The sequence below is a fragment of the Streptomyces sp. 4N509B genome (assembly GCF_052245655.1).
Classification (GTDB): Bacteria; Actinomycetota; Actinomycetes; order Streptomycetales; family Streptomycetaceae; genus Streptomyces.
Window position 1 is genome coordinate 95085 of the sequence record NZ_JBQQBZ010000021.1, and the last position, 19260, is coordinate 114344.

A 19260-nucleotide genomic window follows, 5' to 3' on the forward strand; every position below is an offset into this window, starting at 1 on the left:
GGCTTGTCGGCTCAGGCGATCCGGCGCAGCCGGAACCACAGGCCCAGGGAGGCGTCCTCGAACGGCTCACCGAAGCCGTCCCCGGCGTCGGGCACGGTGCCGCCGTCCTCGCTCTCCTCGGCGAAGTCCGTGGCCAGCACCTCCGAGGAGATCAGCGCCTGGTGCTCCGTGATCGCCCGCGCCAACTCCTCGTCCGCGGCGCGCCAGCGCACGGCGACGCGGTCGGTCACCTCCAGGCCGCTGCTCTTGCGCCACTCCTGCACGAGGCGGATCACGTCCCGCGCGAGTCCGGCGCGGCGCAGCTCCGGCGTGGTCTCCAGGTCGAGCGCCACCGTGGCGCCGGAGTCGGAGGCCACCGACCAGCCCTCGCGGGGGGTCTCGGTGATGATGACCTCCTCGGGCGCCAGGGCCACCCGCTCGCCCTCCACCTCGACCGCCGCCGTGCCCGCCCGCAGCGCCGCCGACAGCTCGGCCGCGTCCGCCGCGGCGATGGCCTGGGCCACCGCCTGCGTCCGCTTGCCGAAGCGGCGCCCGAGCGCCCGGAAGTTCCCCTTGGCCGAGGTGTCCACCAGCGAGCCGCCCATGTCCGACAGCGAGGCGAGCGCCGTGACGTTCAGCTCCTCGGCGATCTGCTGGCGCAGCTCCTCACCCAGCAGTTCGAATCCCTGGGCCGCGACCAGCGCCCGCGACAGCGGCTGCCGCGTCTTCACCCCGGACTCCGCCCGGGTGGCCCGGCCGAGCTCGACCAGCCGACGCACCAGCAGCATGTCCCGCGACAGCTCCGGGTCGATCAGCGTCATGTCGGCCTCGGGCCAGGAGGCGAGGTGGACCGAGTCCGGCGCCTCCGGCGTCACCGGCACCACCAGGTCCTGCCAGACCCGCTCGGTGACGAACGGCACCAGCGGAGCCATCAGCAGCGTCAGCGTCCGCAGCGTCTCGTGGAGCGTGCGCAACGCGGCGGGGTCGCCCTGCCAGAAGCGCCGGCGCGAGCGGCGCACGTACCAGTTGGACAGGTCGTCCACGAAGGTGGCCAGCAGCTTCCCGGCACGCTGGGTGTCGAAGTTCTCCATGGCCTGGGTGACCATGTCGGTCAGCGCGTGCAGCTCGCTCAGCAGCCAGCGGTCCAGCAGCGGCCGGTCGCCCGGGTCCGGGTCGGCCGCGCCGGGCGCCCAGCCGCTGGCGCGGGCGTAGAGCGCCTGGAAGGCGACCGTGTTCCAGTACGTGAGGAGGGTCTTGCGGACCACCTCCTGGATGGTGCCGTGGCCCACCCGTCGCGCCGCCCACGGCGAGCCGCCGGCGGCCATGAACCAGCGCACCGCGTCCGCGCCGTGCCGCTCCATCAGCGGGATCGGCTCCAGGATGTTCCCCAGGTGCTTGGACATCTTCCGGCCGTCCTCGGCGAGGATGTGCCCCAGGCAGACCACGTTCTCGTACGACGAGCGGTCGAAGACGAGGGTGCCGACGGCCATCAGCGTGTAGAACCAGCCGCGGGTCTGGTCGATCGCCTCGCAGATGTACTGCGCCGGGTACCGCCGGGCGAACTCCTCCCGGCCCCGGTGGGGGTACCCCCACTGGGCGAACGGCATGGCGCCCGAGTCGTACCAGCCGTCGATCACCTCGGGCACGCGCTGGGAGGTGAGCGAGCAGCCCGCCGCCGGGCAGGGGAAGACGACGTCGTCGATGAAGGGGCGGTGCGGGTCGAGGCCCGACTGGTCGACGCCGGTCAGCTCCGTGAGCTCCGCCAGGGAGCCGACGCACGTCAGGTGATCCTCGGCGCAGCGCCAGATCGGCAGCGGGGTGCCCCAGTAGCGGTTGCGCGAGAGGGCCCAGTCCACGTTGTTGTTCAGCCAGTCGCCGTAACGGCCGGTCTTGACGGACTCGGGGTACCAGGTGGTGGCGGCGTTCTCCCGCAGCAGCGCGTCCTTGATCTGGGTGGTGCGGATGTACCACGACGGCTGTGCGTAGTACAGCAGCGGCGTGTGGCAGCGCCAGCAGTGCGGGTAGCTGTGCTCGTACGTCTCGTGGCGGAAGAGCAGGCCGCGCTCGGCCAGGTCGGCGACGAGCCGCTCGTCGGCCTTCTTGAAGAACATGCCGCCCACCAGCGGCAGGCCCTCCTCGAAGGTGCCGCCCGTCCTGACCGGCGTGACGACGGGCAGGCCGTACGCCCGGCAGGTGGCCAGGTCGTCCTCGCCGAAGGCGGGGGCCTGGTGGACCAGGCCGGTCCCGTCCTCCGTCGTGACGTACTCGGCGAGCACCACGAAGTGCGCCTGCGAGCCGCCGAAGTCCACCAGCTCGAACGGCCTGCGGTAGCTCCAGCGCTCCATCTCGGCGCCGGTGAAGGACTGGCCCGTGGCGCTCCAGCCCTCGCCCGCGACCTTCTCGAAGAGCTGTCGCATCGCCACCACCCGGTGCCGGGTGCCGTCGGCGTCGGTGGACTCGAAGACGTCGTACCTGACCTCGGGGTGGACGGCGACCGCGGTGTTCGACACCAGGGTCCACGGCGTCGTCGTCCACACCAGCAGGTCGGCCTCGCCGGCCAGCGGGCCCGAGGTGAGGGGGAAGCGGACGTACACCGAGGGGTCGGCGACCGTCTCGTACCCCTGGGCCAGCTCGTGGTCGGACAGCCCGGTCTCACAGCGCGGGCACCACGGCGCCACGCGGTAGTCCTGGACCAGCAGGCCCTTGTCGAAGATCTGCTTCAGCGACCACCAGACCGACTCGATGTACGAGGCGTCCATCGTGCGGTACGCGTCGTCGAGGTCCACCCAGTACCCCATGCGGGTGGTGAGCTCGGCGAAGGCGTCGGTGTGGCGGGTGACCGACTCGCGGCACCGGGCGTTGAACTCGGCGATGCCGTACGCCTCGATGTCCCGCTTGCCGGTGAAGCCCAGCTCCTTCTCCACCGCCAGCTCCACGGGCAGGCCGTGGCAGTCCCAGCCGGCCTTCCGCGTCACGTGGTAGCCGCGCATGGTCTTGAAGCGCGGGAAGACGTCCTTGAAGACGCGCGCCTCGATGTGGTGGGCGCCCGGCATGCCGTTGGCCGTCGGCGGCCCCTCGTAGAACACCCACTCGGGGCGGCCCTCGGAGAGCGCGAGGCTGTGGGCGAAGGTCTTCCTCTCCCGCCAGAGCGCGAGCACCTCGTGCTCGAGCGCGGGCAGGTCGACCTGGGCGGGCACGGGCCGGTACTGGGGCTGCTCGGGAGCCTCGGCCTTCGGATCGGTCATGAGTCGCACTCCGGCGGACACGTCTGCGGTTCCGGCCGGAGGGACGAGAGCCACGCGTGCTCCCGCGGTACCACCCTCCTTGACCGGGCGTGGGGCCCGGCCCTCTCATTGGGCGCGATGCCGGGTCTACTCGCCCTCACGGGCTTTCTTCCGGCGGCTCCGGGGTGATCTTCACGTCGCGCTCACCCCCGGGCTCTCACCGTCCCCGGGTCGCTCACGGCTGTGCGACGACGCTACTCGTCCCCATCAACGCCTTTCGCTGCCCCACCAGTGTACGGGCCTTTGCCGAGGGGGAACGACGGTTATCCGGCGGTCCGGGCGGGGCACAACGCAGGCAGACCGGCGCGCCCTCGTTGCCGCACGCTTGCTGTCGACTTATCGTTCCGGTCACGATTTGCGAGCAAAGTAACACTATGTGAAGGGGTCGTCGCCATGGTGGCGAGCAGGACCACCGCGTCGGAGTCGGCAGCGAGGAAGAGCACCAGGAAGGCGACGGCCAGGAGGTCGACGACGAAGAAGCCGAGCGACGACGAGCCCACCCGTGACGGCTCCGGCACGGGCAGGGCCACGGACGGCCCGGAGAAGTCGGGTGAGGAGACGCCGGGTGAGGAGAAGCCGGGCGAGGAGAAGCCGGGCGAGGAGAAGCCGACGGCCACCAGGGCGCGCGGAGCCGCGAAGCGGTCCGCCGCCTCGACATCCAGGAAAGCGGCCGGCAAGGCGGCCGGGGCAGGGAAGAGCACGGCCCGCACGACGACGGCCCGGAAGACAGGAGCGAAGAAGGTGGCTGCGAAGAAGAGCACGACGGACACCTCGGCGGCCGTGCCGCCGGCCCGCGCCGCCGCACCAGGCGACCTGGCCGTGCGCGCCGGTGAGGACCCCTGGACGGAGGAGGAGGTCGCCGAGGCGAGGGCGGGGCTGCTGGCGGACGCCGAGCGGCTGCGCACCGAGATCTCCAGCGCCGAGAAGGCCCTGTCGGGTCTGATGCGCGACTCCGGCGACGGCGCCGGAGACGACCAGGCCGACACCGGCACCAAGAACGTCACCCGCGAACACGAGATGGCCCTGGCCACCAACGCCCGCGAGGTCCTCTACCAGACCGAGCGCGCGCTGCGCCGCCTCCAGTCCGGGACGTACGGACTCTGCGAGAACTGCGGCAACCCCATCGGGAAGGCGAGGATGCAGGCGTTTCCCCGCGCCACGCTGTGCGTGGACTGCAAACAGAGACAGGAACGCCGCTTCTGACGTTCCGATCGACCGGTCCAGGAGCGGCACCCGTCCGGCCCGGACCCGTTCACAAGCGGTCCGGGCCGGTCAGAAACTGTGGTGTCGGTGAGCGGACTCCGGTGTCGTACGCTCGTCCCGTGAAGAGCGAGGCGGAGTCGACCACCGTGTCCAGCGACGACCAGGAACGTTCCTCCGGCGAGCGGAGGCGGCGGATCCCCGCCCTCGTCGCCGTCGCCGCGCTGGCGTACGCGCTCGACCTGGTCACCAAGATCATGGTCGTCGAGTGGCTGGAGCACGAGGAGCCGATCGAGGTCATCGGCACCTGGCTGCGTTTCGAGGCCATCCGCAACCCCGGCGCCGCCTTCGGCATCGGCGAGGCGCTGACGGTCGTCTTCACCATCATCGCCACCGCCGTGATCGTCGTGATCATCCGGCTGGCCCGCAAGCTGTACAGCACGCCCTGGGCGATCGCCCTCGGCCTGCTGCTCGGCGGCGCGCTGGGCAACCTGACCGACCGGCTCTTCCGTGCCCCGGGGGTGCTCGAGGGACACGTCGTCGACTTCATCGCGCCCCGGTACTTCGCGGTCTTCAACCTCGCCGACTCCGCCATCGTCTGCGGCGGCATCCTGATCGTCCTGCTCTCCTTCCGCGGCCTCGACCCCGACGGCACGGTCCACCGGGACGGGGACGAGGGGGACGACGGGGGCGAGGGTAACGAGGGCGACGAGGGGAGCGACGGGAAGGACGCGGACGTCCGGGCCCGCGACGACGCGGCGGCCGAGACGGAGGCTGAGGCCGAGGTCGAGGACGGGACCGCGACCGGGTCCGCGACCGGCGGCGCGGGAGGCGACACCCGTGCCGAGGCCGACCGCCGGACCGAGGACTGACGGGTCGCCCGCGGCGTTGCTGCCATACTCGGACGGGTGAGTACGCTCCCCGACCACCAGACCGAGACCCGCACCCTGCCCGTCCCCGAGGGACTGGAGGGCGAACGCGTCGACGCCGCCCTCGCCCGGATGCTCGGGTTCTCCCGCACCAAGGCCGCCGAACTCGCCGCCGAGGGGAAGGTCCGCCTCGACGGCCAGGCGGTCGGCAAGTCGGAGCGGGTGACGGGCGGCGCCTGGCTGGAGGTGGAGATGCCCCCGCCGCCCGCGCCGGTGCGCGTGGTGGCCGAGCCCGTCCCGGGCATGGAGATCGTCCACGACGACGAGGACCTCGTGGTGGTGGACAAGCCCGTCGGCGTCGCGGCCCACCCGAGCCCCGGCTGGCGCGGCCCCACCGTCATCGGCGGCCTCGCGGCGGCCGGCTTCCGCGTCTCCACCTCCGGCGCCGCCGAGCGGCAGGGCATCGTCCACCGCCTCGACGTGGGCACCTCGGGCCTGATGGTGGTCGCCAAGTCGGAGCGGGCGTACACGCAGCTCAAGCGGCAGTTCCGGGAGCGGAGCGTGGACAAGCGGTACCACGCCCTGGTCCAGGGCCACCCCGACCCGCTCAGCGGCACCATCGACGCCCCCATCGGCCGCCACCCGCAGCACGACTACAAGTGGGCGGTCACCGCCGACGGCAAGCCGTCGGTCACCCACTACGACCTCGCCGAGGCGTTCCGCGCCGCGAGCCTCCTCGACATCCGGCTGGAGACCGGCCGCACCCACCAGATCCGCGTCCACATGGCCGCCCACCGGCACCCGTGCGTCGGCGACCTCACCTACGGCGCCGACCCGGTGCTGGCCGCCCGCCTGGGGCTGACGCGGCAGTGGCTGCACGCCGTGCGGCTCGGCTTCACCCACCCGGCCGACGGCCAGTGGGTCACCTTCCACAGCGACTATCCGGCGGACCTGCGGCAGGCGCTCACCAGGCTCGCGGCCGAGAGCGCCTGACGCTACGCGATCTCCCCGGCGCTTCCCTCGGCGGGCCTCCCGTCGGTCGCCCGCTCGGCCCCGCGCGGCGCCGGAGGGGCGGGGGAGGGGGCGGGCGCCGCGGCGGGGCCCACGACGGCCGGGGCGGTCGCCACGCGCGGCAGCGCGTGCGGGTGGTGGTCGCGCAGCCAGGCGATCAGCTCCTCCCGCACCGCGCAGCGCAGGTTCCACACGTCGTCGGCGTTGCTCGCCGACATCGCGGCCCGCACCTCGATGGTGGTCGGCGTGGTGTCGGTGACCACCAGGCTCCAGGCGCGGCCGTCCCAGTCGGGGCGGCTCCTGAGGAAGGTGTGGAGCTTCTCGCGCAGCTCGGGGACCGGCGTGGCGTGGTCCAGGTGCAGGAACACCGTCCCGGTGATCTCGGGGCCGCCGCGGGACCAGTTCTCGTAGGGCTTGCTGTTGAAGTACGACACCGGCATCGTCAGGCGCCGGTCGTCCCAGATGCGCACCGTGAGGAAGGCGAGGGATATCTCCTCCACGGTGCCCCACTCGCCGTCCACGACGACCGTGTCGCCGATCCGCACCGAGTCGCCGAACGCGACCTGGAGCCCGGCGAAGAGGTTCCCCAGCATGGACTGGGCGGCCACGCCGGCGATGATGCCGATGACGCCGGCCGAGGCCAGCATCGAGGTGCCCAGCGTCCGCAGACCGGGGAAGACCACCAGCATCGCCACGCCGGCGGCGACCACCGCCAGCACCGTGGTCACCACGCGCCGGATCATCGCCAGCTGGGTACGGAACTGGCGCACCCGGGCGTCGTCGAGGGTCCGCCGCGCGTACCGGCCGAGGATGTTCTCCGCCACGGCGCCGGCCACCCGGATCGCCAGCCACGTGGCCGCCGCGATGGTGCAGGTCGCCAGCACGTTCTGGAGGACGTCCTCGCGCCGCAGTTCCAGGTTGAAGGCGCCGTAGGCGATCCGCACGGCGGCCGAGGCGAGCAGCAGCTGGAGCGGCAGCTGGACGCGGCGGAGCAGGCCCCACAGCTCCGTGTCCGGATGACGACTGTCGGCGGCACGCAGCGCCCAGTCGATCAGCCATCCCAGGAACACGGTCAGCGTGATGGTGCCGCCGAACACCAGCAGCGGCCGCAGCACGTCGTCCACCAGAAAAACCCCACTTCCTCGCCGGCCGCTTCGTCACTGGCCTCGTCGTCTCTTCGTGCGCACGTGGCACGCCTGGCAGGATGATGCCCATCCCTGGCTATCACCGGAAGGCGGCATCCGCCGTGACCGATCTCATCCTCTTCCACTCGATGTACGGGCTGCGCCCGGCGGTGCACGAGGCGGCCGAGCGGCTCCGCGCCGCCGGCCACCGCGTCGTGGTGCCCGACCTCTTCGACGGACGGACCGCGCGCACCGTGGAGGAGGGGCTGGCGATCAAGGACGAGTTCGGGCAGGAGGAGCTGCTGCGCCGCGCCGTCGCGGCGGCCGCCCCGCACTCCGACGCCGGGCTCGTCTACGCCGGCTTCTCGCTGGGCGCCTCGTTCGCCCAGACCATCGCCCTCGGCGACGAACGGGCCCGTGGCCTGCTCATGCTGCACGGTACCGCCGACCTGGCCGACGACGCCACGGCGGACGAGCTGCCGGTGCAGCTGCACGTCGCCGACCCCGACCCGTTCGAACCGCACGACTGGCAGACCGCCTGGTACCTGCGGATGCGAAAGGCCGGGGCCGACGTGGAGGTCTTCCGCTACGCCGGCGCCGGCCACCTCTACACCGACCCGGAGCTGCCCGACCACGACGCGGAGGCGGCCGAGCGCACCTGGCCGGTGGTGCTGGACTTCCTCGCCGAGATCGACGCGGGCGCCGGGACCGGCGACGCGCCCGCCACGCCGCCGGCCGACTGACGCGTTCGACCACGCCGGGCGCCGGCGCGCGTGGCTACGGGCGGGCGCACCGGCGGGTTACCTCGTGTTCTCCTCGACCATGGCGTCGAACTCCTCCACGGACCGCGGGGTCTCGATGACCTCGCCGTCCCACTTCAGCGTCGGCGTGGAGGTGACGTCCGGATCGTTGTCGAAGGTGTCCGACATGCTCAGCGCCCAGTACGCGAACGTGCTGTTCCGCACGTCGTCCTCGAACTGCTGGTTGTCGCGCAGCTCGGGGATCTCCTGGGCGATCTCGATGAGCCGCTCGTCGTCACCGAACTCGTCGTTGGACTCCAGGGGATGGTTCTCCAGCGAGTACAGCGCCTCGTGGTAGGCGAGGAACGCGTCCGTGGACACGTCGAGCGCGGCGCCCAGGGCGCCCAGCGCGTTCTTCGAGCCGGTGCCGGACAGGCTGCTGTCGAGGAAGGTGCCGAAGACGTACTCCACCTGGTAGGTGCCGTCCTCGATGTCCTGGCGCACGCTCTCGCCCATGGTCTGCTCGAAGGAGGCGCAGGCCGGGCAGCGCGGGTCCTCGTAGAGGGTGAGGGTGTGCTCGGCGTCCTCGTCGCCGACGCGGATGGTCAGGCCGTCCTCGCCCGTGGCGTGGGCGGGCGGCGCGGTCGGGTAGGCCGCCTCGTCCCGCGGGGCGTCGCCGTTGCCGCCGTCGTCGGCGGCGGCGTCCACCTGGTCGCGGACGGCGGACCAGTCGGTGCCGTCGTCCCCACCGCCGCCGTTCATGTCGGCGAGGGCGACGCCGACCACGCCGACGACGGCGAGGGTGGCCAGGGCGCTGCCGCCGACGACCAGCTGGCGGCGGACCTTCCGCCGCCGCTCCTGCCGCTCGCGCTCGGCGCGCAGCCGCGCGCGGGCGGCCCTCTTGGCGTCCAGGGAGTTGCGCTTGCTCATGGTGGGCTCTGTCTCCGTTCCGTGTCCGTGCCCGGGGTGTGTGGCCTGCGCGCTCGACCCGCCGTCAGGCGGCGAGCGTGAGGCGCGGCGGCGGACCGCGGCGGACGACGGAGTGGGTCAGGAGGGGCAGCGCGGGGGCGGCCCCGCGTGCGGCCGGACGGCGCACCCGGGCCCCCGGCCCGGCGACGGGCAGGACGCGCGACCGCAGCGCCGCGAAGGCGACCAGCAGCGGCCGGAAGGCGGCGGCGGCCGACCGCAGCAGGCGGGCCAGTGCCTGCTCGCCCCAGGCCAGCCACGCGGCGGCGAGGAGGCCGACGAGCAGGTGGAGCGCCAGCAGCAGCCAGGGCGCCGCCGGATGGGCCAACGGTGTCTCGCCGCTCGCGAGCTCCGGGAGCGGGGACCCCAGCTCGCCGCCGGAGCACACCAGCTCCGTCAGGTCGACGCCGAGGAACCGCAGCGTGCCCGTCACGGGTCCGCCGCTCGGCCCGTAGCACGTGGACTGGCCGGTGGTGAGGATCGTGTCGGCGGCCAGCTGGACGGGCAGCAGGAGGCCCGCGATGTGCGCGAAGCGCCGCGGGCCCCGACCGGCGAGGGCCAGGGCGAGGAGGAAGACGGCCACCGCGACCAGGCCCACGGTGGGCAGCGGCAGCGGGGCGCCGGAGAGCAGCACGTGCGCGCCGGTGGAGAGGGTGACGCACAGCGCGGCGAAGACGGCCGCCCGCGCCACGCGCAGCGTCGTCATCGCTCTCGCACCCGTCCCGCTCGTGGCGGGCACACCTGTTCTGCCCATCGCGGCGAGTGTGCCATGCCCGGGGTGAAGGACGCGTAAGCGCCCGAGCGGGCCGGGCCGGGGTGGGGCAAGGCCGGCCGGCCCCGCCCCGCCCCGCCCCGCCTCAGGCCGCGATGCCCGCCCAGGCCGCCTGGCCGAAGCTGCCCTTGATGTCGGAGGCGATGTTCTCGGGGTTGACGAGGAAGCCCAGCTCGTAGACCGTCGTCCGTTCCCGCCCCTCGACCTTCAGCCGGACCGGCGAGTCCCCGGGGTGGGCCTGGAGGGTGCGCCGGAGCTCCCCGACGACCCGCTCGGTGATCCGGTGCTCCGGCAGCACCAGCACGACCGGGGGGCGCCCGCCGTGCTCGGCGGCGGAGACGTCCAGGGCGTTCAGCTCCTGACCGAAGAGGCTGATGGCGCCGTCCCGCTCGTTGATGCGGCCCCTCACGGACAGGACGTTGTCGTCGATGAGCTCGTGCTGCACCAGGGCGTAGGACTTGGGGAAGAACAGCACCTCGATGCTGGCGTCACGGTCGGCGAGGCTCACGATCGCCCAGGGGTCGCCCTGCTTGTTGATCCGCCGGTCGATGCCGGTGATCAGGCCCGCGATGCGGGCCTCCCCCTCGGTCCGGCCGGAGGCCAGGAGCTCGGCGATGGAGGTGTCGCGGTTGCGGGCCAGGATGTGCTCGGCGCCGTCGAGGGGGTGGGAGGAGACGTACAGGCCCAGCATCTCGCGTTCGAGGGAGAGCTTGGCCTTGCGGTTCCACTCCTGCTCGCCGATGGCGAAGTCGAGGCCGATGCCGGAGCCGCCGTCCTCCCCGCCGTCGCCGCCGAGCGAGCCGAACAGGTCGTCCTGTCCGATCGCCTGCTGCTTCTTCACGGGCAGGACGGCGTCGATGGCGGTCTCGTGCACGTCGCACAGGCCCTTGCGGGTGTGTCCCAGGGAGTCGAAGGCGCCGGCCTTGATGAGGGAGTCGATGGTGCGCTTGTTGCAGACGGCGATCTCCGACTTGTCGAGGAAGTCGTTGAAGGAGGTGTACTTGCCCTTGGACCGGCGCGTCGCGACCATCGACTCGATGACGTTGGAGCCCACGTTCCGGATCGACCGCAGGCCGAAGCGGACGTCGTCGCCGACGGCGGAGAAGTCGGCCACGGACTCGTTGACGTCCGGCGAGAGGACCCGCACGCCCATCTTCCGGGCCTCGGCGAGGTAGAGGGCGGTCTTGTCCTTGTCGGTGTCCGTGGAGGTCAGCAGCGCCGCCATGAACTCGGCGGGGTAGTTGGCCTTCAGGTAGGCCGTCCAGTACGCGACCATGCCGTAGGCCACGGTGTGGGACTTGTTGAACGCGTATCCCGAGAAGGGCACCAGCACGTCCCACACGGCCTGGATCGCCTCGTCGGAGTATCCCCGCTCCCGGCAGCCCTGTCGGAAGGGGACGAACTCCTTGGCCAGCACCTCGGGCTTCTTCTTGCCCATGGCGCGGCGCAGCAGGTCGGCCTGGCCGAGGCTGTACCCGGCGAGGATCTGCGCTGCCTTCTGCACCTGCTCCTGGTAGACGATCAGGCCGTACGTCGGCTCCAGCACCTCCCGCAGCGGCTCCTCCAGCTCCGGGTGGATGGGCTCGATCCGCTGCTGGCCGATCTTGCGCAGCGCGTAGTTGGTGTGGGAGTCCACGCCCATCGGGCCGGGACGGTAGAGGGCGAGCACGGCGGAGATGTCGTCGAAGCGGTCGGGCCGCATGAGCCGCAGCAGCGCCCGCATGGGGCCACCGTCGAGCTGGAACACGCCGAGGGTGTCGCCGCGGGCCAGGAGCTCGTAGGTCTTCCTGTCGTCCAGGGGGATCGCGCCGGTGTCGATGTCGGTGCCGCGGTTCTCCTTCACGAGCTGGATGGCGTGGTCGATGACGCCCAGGTTGCGAAGACCCAGGAAGTCCATCTTGATCAGGCCCATCTCCTCGCACTGGGGGTACGAGAAGCCGGTGATGATCACGCCGTCGCGGTCCCGCCGGTGCATCGGGACCAGGTCCAGCAGGGGGGTGCGGGAGAGGATGACGGCGGCGGCGTGGACGCCCGTCCCGCGGGTGAGGCCCTCGATGCCGCGCGCCGTGTCGAGGACCTTCCTGACGTCCGGCTCGTTCTCGTACATCTGCCGGACCTCGGCGGCCTCGCTGTACCGCGGGTGCTCGGCGTCGAAGATGCCCTCCAGCGGGATGCCCTTGCCCATCACGTCCGGCGGCATCGCCTTGGTGATGCGGTCGCTCATGGAGAAGGGGTATCCGAGGATGCGGGCGGCGTCCTTGACGGCGGCCTTGGCCTTGATGGTGCCGAAGGTGTTCACCTGGGCGGTGTACTCGACGCCGTACTTCTCGCTCAGGTACCGGACCATGACGTCGCGCTGGCGGTCGTCGAAGTCGATGTCGACGTCCGGGGGGTTCACGCGCTCGGGGTTCAGGAAGCGCTCGAAGAGCAGCCCGTGTTCGAGCGGGTCGACGTCGGTGATGCGGGTCAGGTACGCCACGAGCGAGCCGGCGGCGGAGCCGCGCCCCGGGCCGACGGGGACGCCGTTCTCGCGGGCGTACTTGCAGATGTCGGAGACGACGAGGAAGTAGGAGTCGAACCCCATGGGGGTGATGACGTCCAGCTCGGTCTCCAGGCGCTTCATGACCTCGGGGGAGGGGTCGTCGCCGTAGCGCTCCTTCAGGCCGATCTCGCACTGCTTGCGCAGCCAGCTCGCCTGGGTCTCGCCCTCGGGGACGTTGAACTGCGGCATCTGGTCGACGTAGGTGAAGACCTCCTCGTAGGACTCCACCATCTCCGCGACCCGCAGGGTGTTGTCGCAGGACTCGGGGAGCTCGTGGAAGAGCTGCCGCATCTGCTCGGAGGTCTTGATGAAGTATCCCGAGCCGTTGAACTTGAAGCGGTTCGGGTCCTCCTTGGTCTTGCCCACGCCGACGCAGAGCAGGCTGTCGTGGGCGTCGGCCTGGTCCTCCGTCACGTAGTGGGAGTCGTTCGTCGCCAGCAGGGGGATGTCCAGCTGCTTCGCGATCCGCAGCAGGTCGGCCCGCACCTCCCGCTCGATGTCGATGCCGTGGTCCATCAGCTCCAGGAAGTAGTGCTCCTTCCCGAAGATGTCCTGGTACGTGGCGGCGGCCTTCACCGCCTCGTCGTACTGGCCCAGGCGCAGCCGGGTCTGCACCTCTCCCGAGGGGCAGCCGGTGGTGGCGATGATGCCGTCGGCGTACTGCGCGATCAGCTCGCGGTCCATGCGGGGCTTGCCGTAGTACCCCTCGAAGGAGGCGAGGGAGGAGAGGCGGAAGAGGTTGCGCAGGCCCTGGGCCGTCCTGGCCCACATCGTCATGTGGGTGTACCGGCCGCCGCCGGAGACGTCCTTGCTTCCCTCGCCCTCGTCGGAGACCGCGCGCTTGCCGCCGGGACCCCAGAAGACGGGCTTCTTCGTGAAGCGGGACTCGGGCGCCACGTACGCCTCGATGCCGATGATCGGCTTGACGCCGGACTTCTTGGAGATGTCGTAGAACTCGTAGGCCCCGAACATGTTTCCGTGGTCGCTCATGGCGACGGCGGGCATGCCCTGCCGCTCCACCTCGGCGAACAGCTTGCTGTTCTTCGCAGCTCCGTCGAGCATCGAGTACTCGGTGTGAACGTGCAGGTGAACGAAGCTGTCAGCCATGTGGCGCGGCTCCTCGCGGGTGGCGGGTGGGGAGGGTGAGGGCTCCCACCCTACGCCGCGCGCGGCCGCGCCGAAGCCGACGCGAGGAGGCCGGCGGACACCCTCACGACGGGGTTCTCCGGGCCGGATGCGGGCGGTGGCGAGACGTAGTCGGATGTGATCCGCGTCACGTTCGAGCGGTGGCGTCGGCGGAGCCCGGGGGCGGTCGTGAGTCCTGGCGCCCCGTGGCGGCGGAATCCGCGGCGGTGGCCCCGCTGTTGGGTAGGGGAGTCCTCGCCCGGTGTCGACGCCACGCCACCGGTTCCCGCCGCACCGAAGGAGCGCGCCGCATGACGACAGCCGCCGCCTACGCCGTCCCCGCCCCCCGGGCGCCACTGGAGCGGACCACCATCGAGCGACGGGCGGTCGGCGAGCACGACGTGCTCGTCGACATCGCCTACGCGGGCATCTGCCACTCCGACATCCACCAGGCCACGGAGGGGTGGGGGCGGGCGATCTTCCCGATGGTCCCCGGCCACGAGATCGCCGGCGTGGTGCGGGAGGTCGGGCCGGGCGTCACGCGGCACGCGGTCGGCGACCGGGTGGGCGTCGGCTGCATGGTCGACTCCTGTCGGGAGTGCGAGAACTGCGCGCGGGGGCAGGAGCAGTACTGCCTGGCCGGCATGGTGCCGACGTACAACGGCCGGGACCGCGACGGCGAGCCGACCCTCGGCGGCTACGCCACCGCCATCGTCGTGGACGAGAACTTCGTGCTCCGCGTCCCGGACGCCCTGGAGTTGGACGTGGCCGCGCCGCTGCTGTGCGCCGGCATCACCCTGTACTCGCCGCTGCGGCACTGGGGCGTGGGGCCCGGCACGAGGGTCGCGATCGTCGGCATGGGCGGCCTCGGCCACATGGGCGTGAAGATCGCGCACGCGATGGGCGCCGAGGTGACCGTGCTCAGCCAGTCGCTGCGCAAGCGGGAGGACGGCCTGCGGCTGGGCGCCGACGACTACCGCGCCACCGACGACCCGGCGACCTTCACCGAGCTGGCCCGCTCCTTCGACCTGGTCGTCTCGACCGTCTCCGTCCCGCTGGACCTCGGGGCCTATCTCCGCCTGTTGCGGACCGACGGCACGCTCGTGAACGTCGGCGTCCCCGAGGAGCCCGTCTCGCTCAACCTCGCCGCCCTCATCGGCGGACGCACGCGGCTGGCGGGCTCGAACATCGGCGGCATCGCCGAGACCCAGGAGATGCTCGACTTCTGCGCCGAGCACGGCGTCGGTGCCGAGATCGAGCTGATCCGTGCGGAGCAGGTGAACGAGGCGTACGAGCGGGTCGTCGCCAGCGACGTCCGGTTCCGCTTCGTCATCGACGCCGCGACGATCTGATCGCCCGTCAGGTGTCCGGTCCTGCCCATCTCACGCCTCACGCAAGGCCGTTGGGGAGAACGGCGGGTTCCTTGGAGCGTTGATGGCCCGAGCTTTACCCACTCTCGAACATCGCTGGCGCTACCTTCAGTGATGAAGCACAACCGTTTGAGGGTGGGATGCCATGGATGCCCTGATGGTCGCGAAAGCCGTGTTTCTGGTGCGTGAGGCACACGCGTCGAGGGAGGACGCGGTGCACGCGCTGGGAGGGTACTTTCCCTGGACCGCGTTTGATGATCGCGTCCAGTCTGTGAACGAGGCGTGGGATCTCGTCCACAATGGATCCACAAGCGGCGGGATCGTGCCGTCGGAGGTGGCTGACGCACGGTACTTCGCGTCAGCACACGCCAGGCACGGGTTCTGACCGGACACCGCGGCCCTGCCGCGGGGAGGGCGCTCTCCTCGGGCACGGGGGAGCGCCCTCGTCCATCGTGTCAGTTGTGGCCAAAACGGCGCTGTTGGCGCTTGCGCGGCATGTCCGCGGGTGTGGGGGTGCGGGTGGGAGGGGACTCGGGGTGCGCGGGTTCGTTCGCCGAGGGCTGGGGTGACTGAGGTCGCTGCTGTGAACGGTTCTTGTTCTTGGCCATGATCGCCTCCTCGCAGCCAGCGTGCCACGAGCGTGCATAGTTCGCATCATGGGCAATGAGGACATTCGACTCGCCACGCCGAAGATCGAGTTGGCGCAGATAAGCACGGCCGTGTCGGGCAGACTCAAGGCGACGTCAAGAAAAAGACGCTCCCATGGACCACTCGGCGAAAGAGGTGCAACGTGGACCGCTGCGTCGTCCTGGTGGACGCTGGCTATCTGCTGGGCGCCGCCGCCAGCCTCCTCGCCGGGGAGCCCTCCCGACCGCGCATCACCGTCGACCACGCCGCGCTCGTCCAGGCGCTGCGCGAGCGGGCCGAGGCGGACACCGGATGCGACCTGCTGCGGATCTACTGGTTCGACGGCGCGCCCGACCGGGTGCCCCAGCCCGAGCACCGACGGCTGCGCGTCATGCCCCGCGTCACCGTACGCCTGGGAGCCCTCACCCGCAGCGACGGGCGGTGGGCGCAGAAGGGCGTGGACGCCGCCATGCACGCCGAGTTGACGGAGCTGGCCCGCAACCGCGCCTGCGCCGACATCGTGCTCGTCACCGGCGACGGCGACCTGTTGCCCGGCCTGATGTCCGCCAAGGAGCACGGCGTCGCCGTCCACCTCTGGGCCGTGCAGGCCGCCGACGGCGACTACAACCAGTCCGAGGACCTCGTCGCCGAGGCCGACGAGCGAAGAGTCCTGGACCGCTCGTGGATCACCCAGGCCGTCCGCCTGAGCGAGGGCGCCGCCACCGGCGCCCCCCACGCCGCGCCCCGCCCCGAGATCGCCGCCATCCTCGCCGCCCCCCTGCCCGAGGCCCCCGCCGCCCCGGGTCCACCCGAGCAGGTGCCACACGACCACGACACCTCCCGGAAGAACGGCACCCACCGCGGCGAGGACACCGACCCGCCCGGCGGCGCCGGCGGCAGGGACGCCGCCGGCGCGCGGGCCGTCCCCACCCCGAAGGACCTCGCGAGCCTGGGCACCCGCATCGCCCCGCCCGAGCCGACGGCCACGCTGCGCTGGTCCTCCGACCGGGGCTGGGTCGACCGCGGCCTGCCCGAGGACTCGCCGGAGGTCGCGGCCCTGCCGATGCTCTCCCAGCTCACCACCGCGGAGCAGCGGTGGGCGGACCGCGAGGAGGACATCACCGCCGTCAGCGGCGACCCGTTCGAGGTGGGCCAGGTCTTCGCCCGCCGTTGGGCGGAGCGGCTGGCCGCCCCCGAGCAGCTGCGGCAGCTGTCCGGCGAGTACCCGCGCATCCCGCACCGGATCGACGGCGAACTGCTGAGGTACGCCGCCCGCTTCGGGCTGCTGGCACACAAGGACGACCAGATCGACGAGCGGGACCGGTACGCCATCCGCGCCGGCTTCTGGCGGGAGGTCGACACCAGGACCGGGGCCGAACGCTCCTCCTGAGCCCACCCGCCCCCACCGCCCTCGGCCGACCCTTCGCCGGCCGTCCGCCCACCCCCTCGCCGGCCGTCCGCCGCGCCTCCGCCCTCGCCGTCCCGCCAGGGTCCCGCCAGGCCCCGAGGTCCGGCCGGCGCCACGCGACGCGTAGGCTCGTTGACCGTGCCCACCTCCATCGCGCGAGCCGGGCTGCCGGCCAGCCAGACACGCGGCGCGTCCGCCGAGACGGCGCTGACCGTGCGCGACCTGGTCAGGAGCTACCCCGCGCCCCGGCGCGGCGAGCCGGCCGTCCGCGCCAGCGACGGCATCAGCCTCCGGGTCGCGCGCGGCGAGATCTTCGGGCTGCTCGGGCCCAACGGCGCGGGCAAGACCACCCTGGTGAGGCAGCTCACGGGCCTGCTGCGGCCGGACGCCGGCCAGATCACGCTGCTCGGCCACGACCTGGTGCGCCATCCCCGGCGCGCGGCGCGGCTGCTGGCCTACCTCGGGCAGGAGTCCACGGCCCTCGACGAGCTCACGGTCTCCCTGGCCGCCGAGACCACGGCGCGGCTGCGTGGCCTCGACGCGGCGGCGGCCCGGCGGGAGCGCGACCTCGTGCTGGAGGAGCTGGGACTCGAAGGCGTCGCGGGGCGGGCGTTGAAGCGGCTCTCCGGCGGCCAGCGGCGGCTGGCCTGCGTGGCCGCCGCGCTCGTCGGCCGTCGTCCGGTGCTCGTGCTGGACGAGCCGACCACCGGCATGGACCCCGTCGCCCGCCGCGCCGTGTGGCGCGCCGTGGACCGGCGGCGGGCCGAGGAGGGCGCCACGGTCCTGCTCGTGACGCACAACGTGAGCGAGGCCGAGACGGTGATGGACCGCGTCGCCGTGCTCGACGCCGGTCGGGTGATCGCCTGCGACACGCCCGGGGGCCTGAAGGAGCTGGTCGGCGCGGAGGTCCGTCTCGAGCTCGTCTGGCGTGGCGGACCGCCGCCCGCCGAGGCGCTGGACGATCCCCGGATCGCCGCGTTGCGGGGGCGCTCCGAGACGGTCGCGGCCGGCGGCCGGTGGACGCTGCGCCTGCCGGCCGACGAGGCCCGCGCCGCCGTGGCGGCCGTGACCGGCCACGGCCCGGCCTTCGCCGCGCTGGAGGACTTCACGTTGACCACGCCCAGCCTGGAGGACGTCTACCTGGCCCTCGGCGGCCGTGGGCGGGGGCTCACCCGGTGAGCCGCACCGAGAACCGCGACCAGAACCTCGCCGCCGCCACCGAACCCGCCCCACCGACCGACACCGTCGGGGCCAACGGAGCCGTCGGAGGCGACGGGGCGGACGGGACCGACGGGACGACCACCGGGTCCGCCGCCACCCTCGGCGCGGCGCCGGCCCGGGACGTGGCCGACGAGCCCACCGCCGCCGTCGCGCCCCTCGCCCCGGCCACGCGCCTGTGGCCCGCGCTCGGCACCGTCTACCGCGCCCAGCTCTCCCGCGCCCGGGTGGCGCGCATCCCGCTGCTGTTCGTCGCCACCTTCCAGTCGCTCGGCATCATGCTGCTGATGCGCGGCGTCGTCGACTCCGGCGACGGCGCCGAGGCACGGGCGGTCGTCGCGGGCTCGGCCGTGCTGGTCGTCGCGTTCGTCGCCCTGAACCTGCTCGCCCAGCACTTCGGCCAGCTGCGCGCGGGCGGCGGGCTCGACCACTACGCCACGCTGCCCGTCCCGGCCACCGCCGTGGCACTCGGCACGGCCGCGGCGTACGCCTCGTTCACCGTGCCGGGCGTCGTCCTGACCGCCGTGGCGGGCGGCCTGCTCTACGAGCTGCCGCTGGCCGGCCTGTGGCTGCTGCTCGCGGTGGTGCCCCTGGCCGGGGCCGCGCTCGCGGGCCTGGGGGCCGCCCTCGGGCTGCTCGCGCCGCGCCCGGAGCTCGCGACGCTCTGCGGCCAGCTCGGCATGTCGGCCGCGCTGATGCTGGGGGTGCTGCCGGCCGGGCGGATGCCCGAGCCGGTGCGGTGGCTGCGCGACCTGCTGCCCTCGACGTACGGTGTCGACGCCCTCGCCGAGGCACTGCGCCCCAGCCCCGACTGGACCCAGGCCGCCGCCGACCTCACGGTCTGCGCCGTCGTCGGGGTGCTGGCGCTGGCGCTCGCCACCTGGGCGTACCGCCGCGCGGCGCTCCGCTGAGGCCGGGGCACGCGTTTCCGGCCCGTCGGAACGCCTCGGGGTCGAACGCCTCGGGGTCGAACGCCTCGAGGTCGAACGCCTCGGGGTCGTCCGAACGGATGTCTCGCCGATCGA

General features: G+C 72.6%; 14 protein-coding genes and 1 pseudogene. 9 read left to right on the forward strand and 6 right to left on the reverse strand.

The window, feature by feature from the left end:
- Window positions 1-11: 11 nt before the first annotated feature.
- Both ileS and ACTWP5_RS19750 read right to left on the reverse strand, forming a co-directional pair.
- Window positions 12-3224, reverse strand: a complete 3213-nt coding sequence (gene ileS / locus ACTWP5_RS19745; RefSeq protein WP_443222346.1) for an isoleucine--tRNA ligase — start codon at window positions 3222-3224, stop codon at window positions 12-14.
- A 302-nt stretch (window positions 3225-3526) separates the two neighbouring features.
- Window positions 3527-4024: a hypothetical protein gene (locus tag ACTWP5_RS19750; RefSeq protein WP_443222347.1), complete on the reverse strand. Its 498-nt coding sequence runs from the start codon at window positions 4022-4024 to the stop codon at window positions 3527-3529.
- Between ACTWP5_RS19750 and ACTWP5_RS19755 the strand changes: the two genes are divergently transcribed.
- From ACTWP5_RS19755 to ACTWP5_RS19765, 3 genes and pseudogenes are all read left to right on the forward strand, one after another.
- Complete coding sequence (locus ACTWP5_RS19755; protein WP_443222348.1) at window positions 4005-4466, forward strand: TraR/DksA family transcriptional regulator; 462 nt, start codon at window positions 4005-4007, stop codon at window positions 4464-4466. The two genes, ACTWP5_RS19750 and ACTWP5_RS19755, sit on opposite strands and share 20 nt — an antisense overlap.
- 119 nt (window positions 4467-4585) lie before the next feature.
- Window positions 4586-5131: pseudogene (lspA, locus tag ACTWP5_RS19760) on the forward strand (signal peptidase II); the annotation flags it as partial.
- A gap of 240 nt (window positions 5132-5371) precedes the next feature.
- Window positions 5372-6325, forward strand: a complete 954-nt coding sequence (locus ACTWP5_RS19765; RefSeq protein WP_443222349.1) for an RluA family pseudouridine synthase — start codon at window positions 5372-5374, stop codon at window positions 6323-6325.
- Window positions 6326-6327: 2 nt separating this feature from the next.
- Here ACTWP5_RS19765 and ACTWP5_RS19770 read toward each other — a convergent pair whose 3' ends face one another.
- The gene (locus tag ACTWP5_RS19770; protein WP_443222350.1) at window positions 6328-7467 is read right to left on the reverse strand and encodes a mechanosensitive ion channel family protein; all 1140 of its coding nucleotides are present in this window, start codon (window positions 7465-7467) and stop codon (window positions 6328-6330) included.
- Between the two features lie 83 nt (window positions 7468-7550).
- On the opposite strand from ACTWP5_RS19770, the gene ACTWP5_RS19775 reads away from it, so the two are divergent.
- On the forward strand, window positions 7551-8210 hold the full coding sequence (locus tag ACTWP5_RS19775) for a dienelactone hydrolase family protein (protein ID WP_443222372.1): 660 nt from the start codon (window positions 7551-7553) through the stop codon (window positions 8208-8210).
- Window positions 8211-8267: 57 nt separating this feature from the next.
- Here the strand turns inward: ACTWP5_RS19775 and ACTWP5_RS19780 are convergent, their stop codons facing one another.
- From ACTWP5_RS19780 to dnaE, 3 genes are all read right to left on the reverse strand, one after another.
- Window positions 8268-9137 carry a thioredoxin domain-containing protein gene (locus ACTWP5_RS19780; protein ID WP_443222351.1) on the reverse strand — a complete coding sequence of 290 codons (870 nt, stop codon included), beginning with the start codon at window positions 9135-9137 and terminating at the stop codon, window positions 8268-8270.
- Window positions 9138-9201: 64 nt separating this feature from the next.
- Window positions 9202-9879 carry a hypothetical protein gene (locus tag ACTWP5_RS19785; RefSeq protein WP_443222352.1) on the reverse strand — a complete coding sequence of 226 codons (678 nt, stop codon included), beginning with the start codon at window positions 9877-9879 and terminating at the stop codon, window positions 9202-9204.
- 151 nt (window positions 9880-10030) lie between these two features.
- Entirely contained in the window at window positions 10031-13594 is a 3564-nt protein-coding gene (dnaE, locus tag ACTWP5_RS19790; RefSeq protein WP_443222353.1) for a DNA polymerase III subunit alpha, read from the reverse strand.
- A 329-nt stretch (window positions 13595-13923) separates the two neighbouring features.
- Between dnaE and ACTWP5_RS19795 the strand changes: the two genes are divergently transcribed.
- From ACTWP5_RS19795 to ACTWP5_RS19815, 5 genes are all read left to right on the forward strand, one after another.
- Window positions 13924-14964, forward strand: coding sequence for an NAD(P)-dependent alcohol dehydrogenase (locus ACTWP5_RS19795; RefSeq protein ID WP_443222354.1), 1041 nt, complete (start codon window positions 13924-13926; stop codon window positions 14962-14964).
- 163 nt (window positions 14965-15127) lie between these two features.
- Window positions 15128-15367, forward strand: coding sequence for a hypothetical protein (locus ACTWP5_RS19800; protein WP_443222355.1), 240 nt, complete (start codon window positions 15128-15130; stop codon window positions 15365-15367).
- 405 nt (window positions 15368-15772) lie between these two features.
- Window positions 15773-16999 (forward strand): NYN domain-containing protein, encoded by a 1227-nt coding sequence (locus ACTWP5_RS19805; RefSeq protein WP_443222356.1) that lies wholly within the window; start codon window positions 15773-15775, stop codon window positions 16997-16999.
- 183 nt (window positions 17000-17182) lie between these two features.
- Window positions 17183-18196, forward strand: a complete 1014-nt coding sequence (locus tag ACTWP5_RS19810; protein WP_443222373.1) for an ABC transporter ATP-binding protein — start codon at window positions 17183-17185, stop codon at window positions 18194-18196.
- Window positions 18197-18360: 164 nt separating this feature from the next.
- On the forward strand, window positions 18361-19146 hold the full coding sequence (locus tag ACTWP5_RS19815) for an ABC transporter permease (RefSeq protein ID WP_443222374.1): 786 nt from the start codon (window positions 18361-18363) through the stop codon (window positions 19144-19146).
- Window positions 19147-19260: the final 114 nt, after the last annotated feature.

What these genes read in the sequence shown, in the direction of transcription:
- ileS (WP_443222346.1), bottom strand. Translation starts at nt 3,224, where the DNA reads ATGACCGATCCGAAGGCCGAGGCTCCCGAGCAGCCCCAGTACCGGCCC.
- ACTWP5_RS19775 (WP_443222372.1), top strand. Translation starts at nt 7,551, where the DNA reads ATGCCCATCCCTGGCTATCACCGGAAGGCGGCATCCGCCGTGACCGAT.
- ACTWP5_RS19780 (WP_443222351.1), bottom strand. Translation starts at nt 9,137, where the DNA reads ATGAGCAAGCGCAACTCCCTGGACGCCAAGAGGGCCGCCCGCGCGCGG.
- ACTWP5_RS19785 (WP_443222352.1), bottom strand. Translation starts at nt 9,879, where the DNA reads ATGACGACGCTGCGCGTGGCGCGGGCGGCCGTCTTCGCCGCGCTGTGC.
- dnaE (WP_443222353.1), bottom strand. Translation starts at nt 13,594, where the DNA reads ATGGCTGACAGCTTCGTTCACCTGCACGTTCACACCGAGTACTCGATG.
- ACTWP5_RS19795 (WP_443222354.1), top strand. Translation starts at nt 13,924, where the DNA reads ATGACGACAGCCGCCGCCTACGCCGTCCCCGCCCCCCGGGCGCCACTG.
- ACTWP5_RS19800 (WP_443222355.1), top strand. Translation starts at nt 15,128, where the DNA reads ATGGATGCCCTGATGGTCGCGAAAGCCGTGTTTCTGGTGCGTGAGGCA.